Source organism: Halobacillus sp. B29 (assembly GCF_052246755.1).
Lineage (GTDB): Bacteria > Bacillota > Bacilli > Bacillales > Halobacillaceae > Halobacillus > Halobacillus halophilus.
Window position 1 is genome coordinate 158,377 of sequence record NZ_JBQQCM010000002.1, and the last position, 13,910, is coordinate 172,286.

Annotated in this window: 13 protein-coding genes and 1 other annotated feature; of the genes, 11 read left to right on the forward strand and 2 right to left on the reverse strand. The window is 41.1% G+C overall.

Annotated features, from left to right (window positions below; genetic code table 11):
• Positions 1 to 180: 180 nt before the first annotated feature.
• The 3 genes from ACTWP7_RS03015 (at position 181) to ACTWP7_RS03025 (ending at position 2,529) form a co-directional block, all read left to right on the forward strand.
• Positions 181 to 1,011: a transporter substrate-binding domain-containing protein gene (locus ACTWP7_RS03015; RefSeq protein WP_443121967.1), complete on the forward strand. Its 831-nt coding sequence runs from the start codon at positions 181 to 183 to the stop codon at positions 1,009 to 1,011.
• A gap of 79 nt (positions 1,012 to 1,090) precedes the next feature.
• The gene (locus ACTWP7_RS03020) at positions 1,091 to 1,774 is read left to right on the forward strand and encodes an amino acid ABC transporter permease (protein ID WP_014643918.1); all 684 of its coding nucleotides are present in this window, start codon (positions 1,091 to 1,093) and stop codon (positions 1,772 to 1,774) included.
• 32 nt (positions 1,775 to 1,806) lie between these two features.
• The gene (locus tag ACTWP7_RS03025; RefSeq protein WP_014643917.1) at positions 1,807 to 2,529 is read left to right on the forward strand and encodes an amino acid ABC transporter ATP-binding protein; all 723 of its coding nucleotides are present in this window, start codon (positions 1,807 to 1,809) and stop codon (positions 2,527 to 2,529) included.
• Positions 2,530 to 2,570: 41 nt separating this feature from the next.
• Here the strand turns inward: ACTWP7_RS03025 and ACTWP7_RS03030 are convergent, their stop codons facing one another.
• Positions 2,571 to 3,047, reverse strand: a complete 477-nt coding sequence (locus ACTWP7_RS03030; RefSeq protein ID WP_443121968.1) for a LiaI-LiaF-like domain-containing protein — start codon at positions 3,045 to 3,047, stop codon at positions 2,571 to 2,573.
• Positions 3,048 to 3,298: 251 nt separating this feature from the next.
• Here ACTWP7_RS03030 and hemA point away from each other — a divergent pair, with 251 nt between their 5' ends.
• From hemA to spoVID, 7 genes are all read left to right on the forward strand, one after another.
• On the forward strand, positions 3,299 to 4,672 hold the full coding sequence (gene hemA, locus ACTWP7_RS03035; RefSeq protein WP_443122134.1) for a glutamyl-tRNA reductase: 1,374 nt from the start codon (positions 3,299 to 3,301) through the stop codon (positions 4,670 to 4,672).
• Positions 4,673 to 4,686: 14 nt separating this feature from the next.
• Positions 4,687 to 5,505 carry a cytochrome c biogenesis protein gene (locus ACTWP7_RS03040; protein WP_443121969.1) on the forward strand — a complete coding sequence of 273 codons (819 nt, stop codon included), beginning with the start codon at positions 4,687 to 4,689 and terminating at the stop codon, positions 5,503 to 5,505.
• Positions 5,506 to 5,517: 12 nt separating this feature from the next.
• Positions 5,518 to 6,447, forward strand: a complete 930-nt coding sequence (gene hemC, locus ACTWP7_RS03045; protein ID WP_443121970.1) for a hydroxymethylbilane synthase — start codon at positions 5,518 to 5,520, stop codon at positions 6,445 to 6,447.
• Positions 6,447 to 7,205: a uroporphyrinogen-III synthase gene (locus ACTWP7_RS03050; RefSeq protein WP_443121971.1), complete on the forward strand. Its 759-nt coding sequence runs from the start codon at positions 6,447 to 6,449 to the stop codon at positions 7,203 to 7,205. Before hemC ends, ACTWP7_RS03050 begins: the two co-directional genes overlap by 1 nt.
• Positions 7,206 to 7,221: 16 nt before the next feature.
• The gene (gene hemB, locus ACTWP7_RS03055) at positions 7,222 to 8,199 is read left to right on the forward strand and encodes a porphobilinogen synthase (protein WP_443121972.1); all 978 of its coding nucleotides are present in this window, start codon (positions 7,222 to 7,224) and stop codon (positions 8,197 to 8,199) included.
• A 29-nt stretch (positions 8,200 to 8,228) separates the two neighbouring features.
• A complete protein-coding gene (hemL, locus tag ACTWP7_RS03060; RefSeq protein ID WP_443121973.1) occupies positions 8,229 to 9,512 on the forward strand; it encodes a glutamate-1-semialdehyde 2,1-aminomutase in 1,284 nt (427 codons plus the stop codon).
• Positions 9,513 to 9,643: 131 nt separating this feature from the next.
• Complete coding sequence (gene spoVID, locus ACTWP7_RS03065) at positions 9,644 to 10,651, forward strand: stage VI sporulation protein D (protein ID WP_443121974.1); 1,008 nt, start codon at positions 9,644 to 9,646, stop codon at positions 10,649 to 10,651.
• Here the strand turns inward: spoVID and ACTWP7_RS03070 are convergent.
• Entirely contained in the window at positions 10,648 to 10,836 is a 189-nt protein-coding gene (locus tag ACTWP7_RS03070) for a hypothetical protein (RefSeq protein WP_041601371.1), read from the reverse strand. The genes spoVID and ACTWP7_RS03070 overlap by 4 nt on opposite strands.
• 100 nt (positions 10,837 to 10,936) lie before the next feature.
• Positions 10,937 to 11,166, forward strand: a binding site (T-box leader).
• A gap of 58 nt (positions 11,167 to 11,224) precedes the next feature.
• Between ACTWP7_RS03070 and ACTWP7_RS03075 the strand changes: the two genes are divergently transcribed.
• Positions 11,225 to 13,867, forward strand: a complete 2,643-nt coding sequence (locus tag ACTWP7_RS03075; protein ID WP_443121975.1) for a valine--tRNA ligase — start codon at positions 11,225 to 11,227, stop codon at positions 13,865 to 13,867.
• The last annotated feature ends 43 nt before the right edge of the window (positions 13,868 to 13,910 follow it).

The following is a 13,910-nucleotide window of genomic DNA, read 5'->3' on the forward strand; positions in this document are numbered from 1 at the left end:
AATTCCATGCATTTATAAGGAATTAACTGTAATTACATAACCCAATCCTTCATTTCCGATATTTTGGGGGGATATGCATTATTTTAAATTTTGGGAAAACTTTGAATGATAGATATAATTAACATTATTGCCAATATAACAATTAGATAACAATTTAATGAAGGGATGGATTGGGATAATATGAAAAAGTACTTATTTATGTTACCTCTTACTATTATTATGATCTTTGCTTTGGCTGCTTGCGGAAGCAGTGAAGAGGGCGGAGAAACTTCGGGTGATTCAGAAGAAGGCCCGGAGGAATCGAGCGGATCTAATACAGATTACGGTTTAGTCGAAGAAGGTAAATTTACTTTCGCCTCTTCTGGAGAATTCCGTCCATTTAGCATGACAGATGCGAGCGGGGAGATGTCAGGTTTTGATATCGATGTGGCAAATGCAATAGCTGAGGAACTGGACCTTGAACCAAATCCTCAAAAACAGAAATTTGCCTCTATTGTAGAAGGTGTTAAAACAGGCCGCTTTGATGCTGCCGTAGCAAGCCATACGATCACAGATGCTCGTGCAGAACAAGTAGCTTTCTCAACACCGTATTATTATTCTGGAGCTCAAATTTTCACACGCCCTGGAAGTGATATTGAAACCCTTGAAGATTTAGAAGGGAAAGAGATTGCCGTTTCCAAAGGTTCAACTTACAGTAAATTTGCTGAGGAGGCAACGGAAAATATTAAGACATATGATAGTGATGTTGTGGCCTTACAATCACTTGCAAAGGGCCGTCATGACGCAGTTATCACGGACTTCTTAACAGGTAAAGAAGCTATGCAGCAAGATCTTGAAATTGAGGCTAAAAAAATGATTGAACGCAGTGAACAGGCGGTAGCCGTAGCAAAAGATAACGATAAGCTATTAGAAGACATCAATGCAGCTCTCGAAAAACTTCGTGAAGATGGTACCCTTGCTGAAATTAGTAATGAATACTTTGGTGACGATATTACCACTAAACCTGAGTAATTGATGATTTTAGTTATACGGAAGTCTAAAGAGTGCGCGTGTGCGTACTCTTTTTTGACATTAAAAAGGAGTTGAGGTTATGTACTTACAGTTTATTTCTTTTTGGGGAGGGTTTTGGGAAGCTCTTGTAAACAGCCGGGAGTTATTTTTTGAAGCTTCTCAGCTTACCCTTGCATTAACAGCCGTTTCCATATTTATTGCAATATTTGTCGGTTTATTCTTTGCCTTATTAAAAATTTCTAATATTAAGCCTCTGGAATGGATCGCGAATGCTTATATTTACATCGTAAGGGGAACACCGCTTATTGTGCAGATTTTTGTATTCTACTATGGCTTGACCAACGTATGGATGATTAGTGGATTCTGGTCGGTTTCCTTGGGGCTTGCATTCCATAATGGTGCCTATATTGCTGAAATATTCCGGGGGTCTATACAATCCATAGGTAAAGGTCAAACAGAAGCAGGACGTTCTCTTGGGATGAGTCAAGCATTAACGATGAGAAGAATCATTCTCCCTCAGGCATTCCGGCGGGCGTTGCCCCCGCTCGGTAATCAGTTTATTATTGGGTTAAAAGATTCATCTCTAGCTGCGTTTATAGGAGTTTCAGAGATATTCGCTGTTGCTACCACACAAGGGGCAAATACTTTTGATTATATGACATGGCTGCTTGTAAGTGCTGTGTATTATTTAATTCTTGTCTTCCTTCTAACCCTTGTGGTTAGCTTGATTGAGAAGAAAATGGCTGTTAGTGGCGATGAGTAACTATAGAGGAGGGGTGCAGTTTGGCTAAGCAAATGATAGAAGTTAATAAATTAAATAAATATTTCGGGGACAACCATGTTCTGAAGGATATTGATTTTCATGTAGAAGAGAGTGAAGTGGTCGTTTTAATTGGTGCCAGTGGCTCGGGAAAGAGTACAATGCTTCGCTGCTTAAACTTTTTAGAAATGAAAAACAGTGGAGAGATCTTTATCAAAGGAAATGAAGTTAACCCGAAAAAAGACAACGTTAATGAAGTACGACAAAAGGTAGGTATGGTTTTCCAGCACTTTAATCTTTTCCCTCATAAGACTGTACTTGGAAACGTTATGGAAGCTCCTACCCAAGTGAAGGGACTGTCCAAATCTCAAGCTAAAAAAGAAGGAAAAGAATTGCTTGAAAAGGTAGGGCTTGCTGAAAAAGCAAATGATTATCCCTCTCGTTTGTCTGGGGGACAGAAGCAGCGCGTAGCTATTGCGCGTGCCCTGGCTATGAAGCCAGAGATCATGCTATTTGACGAACCTACCTCAGCTCTTGATCCAGAGCTTGTAGGTGAAGTATTGCAAACGATGAAGGATCTGGCTAAAGAGGGGATGACAATGGTTGTAGTTACCCACGAGATGGGCTTTGCTCGCGAGGTAGCAGATCGTGTAGTTTATATGCACGAAGGTAAAATTGTTGAAACAGGCGCACCAAAAGAAATTTTTGAAAACCCGAAGGAAGAAAGAACACAAGCTTTTTTAAGCTCTATTCTATAATAAAAAGCCGCTGGGGCTTAAACCACAGCGGCTTTTTGCAACTATTTTTTTAATATATATATCCCGGAAATAATCAGGACCAGCGGCCAGTACCTAATAATAGTTTGAAAACCAGTATGAATCCATTGAAACCACCCAGGATTAACTGGCCATAATAAAGCAAAAAAACCGAACCCAAGGAATAATAACGCAGGTATCAGTCCTTTTCTGGCACCAGCATACCTGATAAGAAAAGCCGTACCTATAACCAGAAAGTAAAAGGGCCAATCATCTGTCCAGAACTCTACATGTCGGATCGCGTGGAAATGAATGCCGAATCCCAGTAGTAAGGCCCCGGTAAAAAGACTCGAATGATCTTTTATTATATAATAATGTAATAAAAAGGAAGTTCCAATAATAATGAGTAGAGTAGGCCATGAGTAAAACTCAGATAAGTAGGGGATATTTAGTTGGCTGACCAGGAAATATAATCCAAAACCAATGAGTAAAAAACCAACTAAAGAATTCTGTTTAGTCATCTAGCGATCCCATCCATTCCTATAATAGTAATTTTGTTTACTTGCGCAATGAGCCTGGGTTTGATATATTACAAACGGATTATAATTTAAATTTATTCTAAAGAAATAGTAAAAATATTCTTTACCAACGTATCTATATCCTATCACATCATTTTCGAATTCTGTTCATATTTTTGCGGGAAAATAGGTGCGGATTTATGTTATACTAGTTCATATGTGAAAGTCTGGAACGTTTAATGGGGGTAGATGAAATGCATATTTTAGCTGTTGGTCTCAACTATAAAACGGCCCCTGTGGAAATTAGGGAAAAACTCACTTTTTCGGATAAACACTTAACGGAGGCTATGCAGGAGCTAAACAACCGTAAAAGTGTACTGGAAAATGTGATTATTTCTACATGCAATCGTACGGAAATCTATGCAGTGGTAGATCAACTGCACACAGGACGCTATTATATTAAACAATTCTTAGCAGATTGGTTTAATGCAGATAAAGATGAATTCTCTCCATTCCTATCCTTTTATGAAACAGATGGGGCAATTGAACATTTGCTTCGAGTGACCTCTGGTCTTGATTCAATGGTGCTGGGAGAAACCCAAATATTGGGTCAAATGAAACAAGCTTTCATAAATGGTCAGGGAGCAGGAACCACCGGGACGATCTTTAATCAATTGTTTAAGCAGGCAGTAACGATGGCTAAAAAAGCCCATAAAGATACTGAAATCAGTGAAAATGCTGTTTCGGTGAGTTACGCTGCGGTTGAGCTTGCCCGAAAAATATTCGGGGATCTTGTTCATAAGCATATTGTGATTCTGGGTGCGGGTAAGATGGGAGAGCTTGCTGCTAAAAACCTGCACGGATCCGGAGTACGTAAAGTAACCGTTATTAACCGTACCCTTTCTAAGGCACAGGTAGTAGCTGACCAGTTTAATGGACAAGCACGGACCATGGAAGATCTGGACTCTGTTCTTACAGACGCTGACATCGTAATAAGTTCCACAGGAGCTACAGATTATGTAGTGACTAAAGAGAGAATGGAGCCTATTCACCGTAAGAGAAAAGGAAAACCTCTCTTCTTTGTAGACATTGCGGTACCAAGAGATTTAGATCCAGCCATGGAAAATCTGGAGAGCGTATTCTTATATGATATTGATGATCTTCAAGGCATTGTTGACGCTAATTTGGCTATACGCAAGCAAGCAGCTGAAGAAATTGAAATCATGGTGGAAGCTGAAATTGTAGAATTTAAAGAATGGCTTCAGACTATTGGAGTCGTGCCTGTAATCTCCGCTTTGCGCTCTAAAGCCCTTGGCATTCAAGCAGAGACGATGAAAAGCATTGAACGAAAAATGCCTGAACTTACGGATCGTGAAAGAAAAGTCCTTAGTAAACATACGAAAAGCATTATTAACCAAATGTTAAAGGAACCTATCCTGCAGGCTAAAGAATTAGCGGCTCAGCCTGATTCAGAAGAAACATTGCGCTTGTTCACTCAAATATTTGGGATCGAAGCTCAGGTTGAGGAAGAAGTAAAAGAGCAGACGAAAAAAAACCAATCAGCTGTGAAGCAAGAAGATGAGACAGGCCAATTTTTTCCTGTCGCCAACTCTATTGTTAATCCGTAAGGGTGGATGTCCATATGTTCGAGCTTAAATGGGTGTACGAACTCATCCTATTACTTTATGGACTTAGTTTAATTGGATATTTCATTGACTTTGTGCAGACGAACCGGAAGGCTAACCGAGCAGCCTTCTGGTTACTTAGTATGGTTTGGGTTTTACAAACCTTTTTTTTATTGACACAAGTTTTGATAGACGAGAATTTACCCATAATGACCGTATATGATGGTTTATATTTTTATGCCTGGATTTTAGTAACGTTCTCCTTAATTATTAATCGACTGTTTAGAGTGGATTTTCTAGTATTCTTTACGAATGTGGTTGGGTTTCTTGTTGTACTCATCCATTTATCCACCAGAGCCCAGAATGATTTAAAGGACCGGGGAGTGGAGCTCGTAAATGAGATGCTTGTGGTTCATATCAGCTTAGCCATTATTTCTTATGGTTTTTTTACACTATCATTTATATTTTCAATTATGTACTTGCTGCAGTACCGTCTTTTAAAGAAAAAAAAGTGGAATGCTAAACTGTTTCGTTTAGGTGACTTAACAAAACTGGATCACTTTTCTTATATATCGGTTATACTGGGAGTTCCTCTGTTGTTAATTGCTATAATCTTAGGCGTTACCTGGGGATATATATCACCTGATACATTTTACTGGTATGACTCAAAAACATTAGGCTCGTTCCTTGTACTTTTCGTGTATATCGTTTACCTGGTTTTAAGGGTGGTAAAAGGTTATCAGGGACGGTCCATTTCTATATTCAACTCGGGCGCTTTTTTATTTCTATTAATTAATTTCTTTTTATTTGGTTCATTATCGAATTTTCATTTTTAAGGAGGTAGTCACATGAAGAAAATAGTGATCGGTTCAAGAAAAAGCAATCTAGCTATCACTCAGACGGAGTGGGTAATCGAACAACTAAAAAATATAGATCCCAGTTATGAATTTGAAATTAAGAGAATTTCTACAAAAGGGGATAAAATTCTGGATGTGACATTATCTAAAGTTGGAGGGAAAGGGTTATTTATTAAAGAGATAGAACAAGCCATGTATGATGGTGAAATTGATATGGCTGTTCACTCGATGAAGGATATGCCCTCAGAGGTAGCTTCTGGTTTAACTGTTGCTTCCGTGCCAATTAGAGAAGATCATAGAGATGCATTTGTATCGAATGGTAATGTTGCGCTTAAAGACTTGCACGAAGGAGCCATTGTGGGAACCAGCAGTCTGCGGAGAAGTGCTCAGATCAAAGCTGTGAGACCAGACGTTGAGGTGAAATGGATTCGCGGCAACATTGATACACGTCTTCGAAAATTGAAAGAGGAAGATTTTGATGCGATTGTCTTAGCAGCCGCAGGATTAAAACGTATGGGATGGGATGATAATCTTGTAACCGAATATTTAGAACCGGAAGTGTGTGTGCCTGCCGTAGGGCAAGGAGCGCTAGCGATACAGTGCCGGGAAAATGATTCTTCGTTACGGGATTTCCTTATGCAGATTAATCATGAATATACAGCTACAACCGTATCGGCTGAACGTAAGTTTCTCCATGATCTTAATGGCGGTTGTCAAGTTCCAATCGGAGGATATGCATATAGAAAGGGCAGCGAGATTGTATTGAGTGCGTTGGTAGGTACTCCTGATGGTAAAACCATTCTTCACGAAACTGTGAGTGGAGAAGACCCGCTGGCTGTAGGAAAAGAAGCTGCTGATCGTCTCAAAGCTCAAGGAGCTCAGGAAATTGTAGATCAGGCTAAAGAGGAGTATGACCAGTAATGAAGCCTCTTGCGGGGAAAACGATTCTTGTCACAAGAGGCGCATCCCAGGCAAGGCCTTTTGTAGACCGGATAAATAAGGAGGGGGGAGAAGCTTTACAAACCCCTCTCCTTCATTTTCAATTAAATGACTCGAAGGAGAATCAAGAGATCCTCAAGAAACTTCACAACTATGTATGGGTTTTTATTACAAGCTCTAATGGTGTGAAGTTTTTTTTCGAGCTGGTAAATCAATCCGGGATTTGTATTCCGGATACATTACGATTTGCTATTATTGGAGAAAAGACAGCGCGTACACTTAAGACTTATGGATACGATGCTGATTTTATGCCATCCAGCTTCCAGGCTGATACAATGGCTGAAGAGTTTTTCAGAGAAAAAAGTACTCCAGGCATGATCCTATACGTCAGGGGAAACCGCTCGAGGGATGTTCTCCCAGAAAAATTCGCAGAACAGCAGGTCTTTTTTCAAACAATCACGGTCTATGATACGCTACTATTGAAAGAGCATCAGAAACAGATTCGTCAATTGATCTGTAATCATGAGATTGACGCACTAACGTTTACAAGCCCATCCACCGTCCAGGCCTATTTTGCTATCATGAGAGACATGCCTGAAACAGGTCGGGACCTTCCTTGTTTTTGCATAGGACCCACGACCGCCAGTCAGGCAGAGCATTTCGGTTTTCAAAAAGTCTTTTTACCCGAGCATTATACAATGGAAGATATGGTTGAGAAGATGGTGCAATTTTTTTCATAAGAAGGGAATCGATACTATGGCAGAGTTAGATTTTAAACGCCATCGCCGTCTGCGGCGGACAGAGTCAATGAGAGCGTTAGTTCGGGAAACGCATTTACGTAAGGACGATTTGATCTTCCCCATATTCGTAGTTGAAGGGGAAGGGGTTAAGAATGAAGTAGCTTCCATGCCTGGGGTTTATCAAGTGTCGCTTGAGTATTTAACAGAAGAGATGAATGAATTAACCCGTGTGGGTGTTCGTTCTGTTATTGTTTTCGGAGTGCCGAATGAGAAAGATGAAGTAGGCAGCCAGGCTTATCACGAAGAAGGAATCGTTCAAAGGTCCATCCGACTGATTAAGGAAGAGGTTCCTTCATTAACTGTAATTGCAGATACGTGTTTATGTCAGTACACAGATCACGGGCATTGTGGTATCGTTCGTGAAGGCGATATTGACAATGATGAATCGCTTCAATATATTACTCGGACAGCAGTTACTCAAGCTGAAGCAGGGGCGGACATAATCGCACCTTCCAATATGATGGATGGTTTTGTCACCGCTATTCGAAAAGGACTGGATGAGGCCGGGTACAGCCAGATTCCGATCATGTCCTATGCAGTGAAATATGCTTCTTCATTTTATGGTCCTTTCCGGGATGCAGCTCATAGTTCTCCGCAATTCGGTGATCGAAGAGCATATCAGATGGATCCATCGAACCGATTGGAAGCCATTCGGGAAGCAGAATCGGATGTAGAGGAAGGTGCAGACTTTCTTATTGTGAAGCCTGCTCTTGCTTATTTAGATGTTATGAGAGAAGTTAAGGACCGCTTTAATCTTCCACTCGTTGCTTACAATGTGAGCGGAGAGTACTCTATGATTAAAGCTGCCGCTCAAAATGGCTGGGTGAATGAGCAGGAAATTGTTCTCGAAAAGCTTACCTCTATGAAGCGGGCAGGTGCTGATCTCATTGTTACTTACTTTGCCAAAAATGCAGCTAAATGGTTGGACGAATAAACCACTGATTTTAGAAAGGATGAGTCGCTATGAAACAATTTGACCGCTCTTCAGCTGCTTATAATAAAGCGGTGGATTTAATGCCGGGCGGAGTTAACTCTCCGGTGAGGGCATTTAATTCTGTAAACATGGATCCTATATTTATGGAAAAAGGAAAAGGGTCTAAACTGTATGACCTGGATGGTAACGAATTCATCGATTATGTACTTAGTTTTGGACCTTTAATCTTAGGGCATGCGGATGAAAAGGTAGTAGAGTCTTTGAAAAAAGTAACCGAGCAAGGTACGAGCTTTGGTACTCCTACCGAAATTGAAAACCATCTTGCAGAGTTAGTTATTGAACGTGTTCCATCCATTGAAATGTTAAGGATGGTCAATTCAGGTACAGAAGCCACAATGAGCGCACTGCGTGTTGCCCGTGGGTACACTGGTCGTGACAAAATTCTCAAATTCGAAGGGAATTATCACGGGCATGGTGACTCACTCCTTATCAAGGCAGGCTCCGGTGTTGCCACTTTAGGGCTGCCTGATTCTCCGGGAGTTCCAGCATCCATTGCTCAAAATACGATCACGGTTCCTTATAATGATTTAGAAAGCGTGCGCTATGTTTTTGAAGAATATGGAGAGGACTTGGCTGCGGTCATTATTGAACCAGTATCCGGAAATATGGGTGTCGTCCCTCCTCAGGAGGGTTTCCTGCAGGAACTTCGCGAATTAACAGAGAATAATGGAACTGTACTGATTTTTGATGAAGTAATGACCGGATTTCGAGTCGGCTATCATAGTGCACAAGGTCATTTTGGTGTTACACCGGATATGACCTGTCTTGGGAAAGTGATCGGCGGCGGCTTACCTGTCGGAGCATATGGAGGTAAGCGTCATATTATGGAACGAGTGGCCCCGGTTGGAGACATCTATCAAGCTGGTACTTTGTCAGGAAATCCATTAGCTATGACAGCTGGTTACGAAACGGTTTCGTCGATGACAGAAGAAGCTTATGAAGGAATTAATAAAAAAGTGGACCGGCTGGTAGAAGGATATGAAAAAGCGGCCAAAGCAAATAATATTCCGTTAACGGTTAACCGGGCAGGATCTATGGTAGGATTCTTCTTTTCAAATGATCCTGTAATCGATTTTGAAACAGCGAATGCATCTGATCTCGAAATGTTTACACGTTATTATCAAGGGATGATTGAAGAAGGAATCTATCTTCCCCCTTCCCAATTCGAGGGACTCTTCCTATCAACGAAGCATACAGAGGAAGATATAGAGAAAACAATCAGGGCAGTAGAAAAAGTATTTGCATCCCTGTAAATGAGAAATGTACTAGGCATGGCCGTATTCGGTCATGCCTTTTTCTGCACCCTCCATGTATATAAACTCAGTTACCGCATAAGGTGGTAATAGAGGCTTGGGTTTATTATATTCTGGGAGGGGCAAATCCATTGAAAAATAAACAAAACGTATTTTCTTTTTATTTAGACGAAGCGATATGGTTTAAGGAAGGACAGGGAGTCAGGGAACTAATTGGAATCTCACTGGAGCCTGAAATCGTAATTGAGGAATATGGAGATGAAGTGCGTTTAAAAGGAACGGTTGATCTGGCGGGAGAATATGTACCCCACCAATCTGATCATAAATATGAAGAGGCTGCCCCGCTGCAGTCGGTAAGGACAATGGATCATGTGGAATCAGGCGAAGAAGGGGTCTATTATTTTTCTCATTCATTCCCTGTAGAAATTACAGTACCGCTCGAACGGATTTCCAGTCTGGAAGATGTCCTCATTGATATAGAAAGTTTCGATTATGAACTTCCAGCGAATAATCAGCTAAGGCTGCATGCTCAGTTAAATATAAACGGAGTCGAGCAAAAAGCAAATGCCGCGGATAACTCGGAGACGTTTGATGAGTCGGCGACGCTTGGCCCGGTGGATTACAAAGAAGAACGTAAGGAAAAAGAGAATCCTGTAGTTCCTGAAAGGGAAGCCCCTGTGGTTCAGCTGACGAATCGGAATGATCTGTCGGCTCAGGAGATAGAAGCACATGAAGAAGGACGATGGCCTCATAAAAAATCACAGAATTTCGCAGAATTTTTTGGTCATGATAAAAAAGAAGAAACGCTTGAGGTCTCATCTGAAAGTACTAGTGTGTGGCATGAAAATATCGCGGAAGAAAATGTGAGCGCTTCTTCATCTTATATGGAATCCTCGACTAAAGGCTCTGAGGAAAAAGAGGAAGCTCCAGGCGGACTTGATGGAATCAAGCAGATATTTAAACACCTGTTTCCTAACCGGGAAGAGACTTATACTCAAATGAAAATGTATATCGCTCAAGAAGATGAAACGCTAGCTTCTATTGCTGAAAAATATGAAGTATCCATCCACCAGTTGGAAAAAGTAAATGAACATAGAGATGAAGTTTCCCCTGGTCAAATTGTATATATCCCTAGTTAAATCCATTTATAACGAAAAGCGAGAAAAACTCCGACAATAATTCCTAATAAGAAGACATCAAATGTTGTAGGAAAAAAGATTGTCCGGATACATTGGAAAACCAGAATTGGTAATAAAGCTTTTTCGATAACGAATAAACAAGTACGGCACCATGGTGGAAGACGATATCTGTATAAGCGGCTCAACGACCATCAACCTCCTTTCATTGCATATTTACGTTTTTTTCACAAATAGTTGACTAACATAATCATTTCTATATACAATATGTAATAGAAGTATTATACGTGAAATGCCATGACAGGGAAGAGTACATGGACATATCCTTCAGAGAGGAAAACGGATGGTGAGAGTTTTCCAGGATCTATGTTGGTGGAAGGTCGCCCTTGGAGCAGCTTCTTTGAACGAAAAGTAGAAGGAGCCGGTTAGAAGCCGTTATTTTTTTAAGTGTACAGATATGCACAGCATGTCTGTAAATTAAGGTGGTACCACGGAATTAGATCTCTTTCGTCCTTTTGAGGACGAAAGAGATTTTTTTATTTTATTAAAATAGATGATATAAGGAGGAAGATCCATATGAGTCAAACAGATCTTTCAATGCCCACTAAGTATGATCCGGCATCCGTTGAAAAGGATCGCTATCAGTACTGGGTGGACGGTAAGTTTTTCGAAGCGTCAGGAGATAAGAATAAGGAACCTTATACCATTGTTATTCCTCCTCCGAACGTTACAGGTAAATTACATTTAGGTCACGCATGGGATACGACTCTTCAGGATATTTTAAGTCGTGTGAAGCGGATGCAGGGATACGACGTTCTCTGGCTGCCTGGGATGGATCATGCCGGTATTGCCACACAAGCCAAAGTAGAAGCAAAACTGAGAGAATCCGGAACTTCCCGCCATGAATTAGGAAGAGAAAAATTCCTTGAGAAATCATGGGAATGGAAGAAAGAATATGCCCAATTTATCCGGACTCAATGGGAAAAGCTGGGTCTTGGTCTCGATTATTCGCGCGAACGGTTTACACTGGATGACGGGTTGTCCGAAGCGGTTAAAGAAGTGTTTGTTAAGCTTTATGAAAAAGGTTTAATTTATCGAGGCGAATATATTATTAACTGGGATCCAGCTACTCGTACCGCTCTTTCTGATATTGAAGTAGAGTATGAAGATGTCCAGGGAGCCTTTTATCATATGCGCTACCCTCTGAAGGATGAAGAAGGCGGAATTGAGATCGCAACAACTCGCCCCGAAACGATGCTTGGAGACACGGCTATTGCTGTTCATCCAGAAGACGAACGCTACCAGCAATTAATTGGAAAGAAAGCTATACTACCTATTGTGGGAAGAGAAATTGAGATTGTGGCAGATGATTATGTAGATATGGAATTTGGTTCAGGGGCTGTTAAAATCACTCCTGCTCATGATCCGAATGATTTTGAAATTGGAAATCGCCACAATCTGGAGCGTGTCCTCATTATGAATGAGGATGGCAGTATGAATGAGAATGCAGGAAAATATCAGGGTATGGATCGATTTGATTGCCGTAAGCAGATCGTCAAAGATCTTCAGGCAGAAGGAGTTCTTTTTGATATTGAAGAACATCTTCATTCAGTTGGTCACTCCGAACGCAGTGGGGCTGTTGTGGAACCTTATCTGTCTACTCAATGGTTTGTGGATATGAATCCCCTGGCTGAAGCTTCTGTAGATTTACAAAAAGGGGAAGACAAAGTGCAATTTGTGCCCGACCGCTTTGAAAAACCTTATTTACACTGGATGGAGAACACGCGTGACTGGTGTATTTCGCGTCAGCTTTGGTGGGGCCACCGAATTCCTGCCTGGTACCACAAAGAGTCAGGTGAGATATATGTAGGCAAAGAAGAACCGAAAGATCCGGAAAAGTGGATACAGGATGAAGATGTTCTTGATACGTGGTTCTCCTCTGCTCTTTGGCCATTCTCCACTATGGGTTGGCCGGATGAAAAAAGCGATGATTATAACCGCTACTTCCCGACTAATGTATTGGTTACCGGCTATGACATTATTGGGTTCTGGGTAAGCCGAATGATTTTCCAATCCATTGAATTTACAGGACGTCGTCCATTTGAAGATGTTCTTATCCACGGACTGGTTCGGGATGCGGATGGTCGTAAGATGAGTAAGTCCCTTGGTAACGGTGTAGATCCAATGGATGTAATCGACCAGTACGGTGCGGACTCGCTTCGATACTTCCTATCGACAGGGTCTTCACCTGGTCAGGATTTACGCTTTCATTGGGAAAAAGTAGAATCCACATGGAATTTTGCTAATAAAATTTGGAATGCTTCCAGATTTGCATTAATGAATATGGGCGATTTGAAGTATGAGGATATTGATTTATCTGGTGAAAAGTCTGTAGCTGATCAGTGGATTCTGACTCGATTAAACCAAACAATTCAGCAAGTTACACAAAATATTGATAAATATGAGTTTGGTGAAGCCGGAAGACAGCTGTACAACTTCATTTGGGATGATTTTTGCGATTGGTATATTGAAATGGCTAAGCTTCCTTTATACGGGGAGGACACGGCAAGAATTCATACCACAAGGTCTATTTTAGCTTACACGCTTGATCAGATCATGCGTATGCTGCATCCATTTATGCCCTTCATCACTGAAGAAATCTGGCAGCATCTGCCTCATCAGGGGGAATCCATCACCCAGGCTTCATGGCCTGAGGTACGAGATGAATTCCATAACGAGCAAGCCGTGCAAGAAATGGATCGTCTCGTTTCCATTATCCGGTCAGTTCGTAACATCCGAGCAGAAGTAGATACTCCGATGTCTAAAGAAATTCAGTTAATGATTCAGGCGAAGGACGAGGACGTAGTAAGTGAACTTGAAAAGAACCGTGACTATCTGGAGAAGTTCTGTAATCCAAGCGAATTGACGATTGCGACTGATCTTCAGGCTCCTGAAAAGGCTATGTCATCTGTTGTTACAGGAGCGGAGCTATACCTTCCGTTAGCAGGTTTAATCAATATTGAAGATGAAATCAAACGACTGGAGAAAGAATGGAAAAAATGGGACCAGGAAGTTAGTCGTGTTCAGAAGAAACTGTCTAATGAAGGGTTTGTAAAAAAAGCTCCAGAACATGTTGTAGAAGAAGAACGAGAAAAAGAGAACGATTATTTAGATAAGCGTGCCAAAGTAGAAGCGCGTATCGAGGAACTAAAAGCATAAATGAAGCTGGAGGGTATTCTTAGGAGTACTCTCCTCTTTTTGA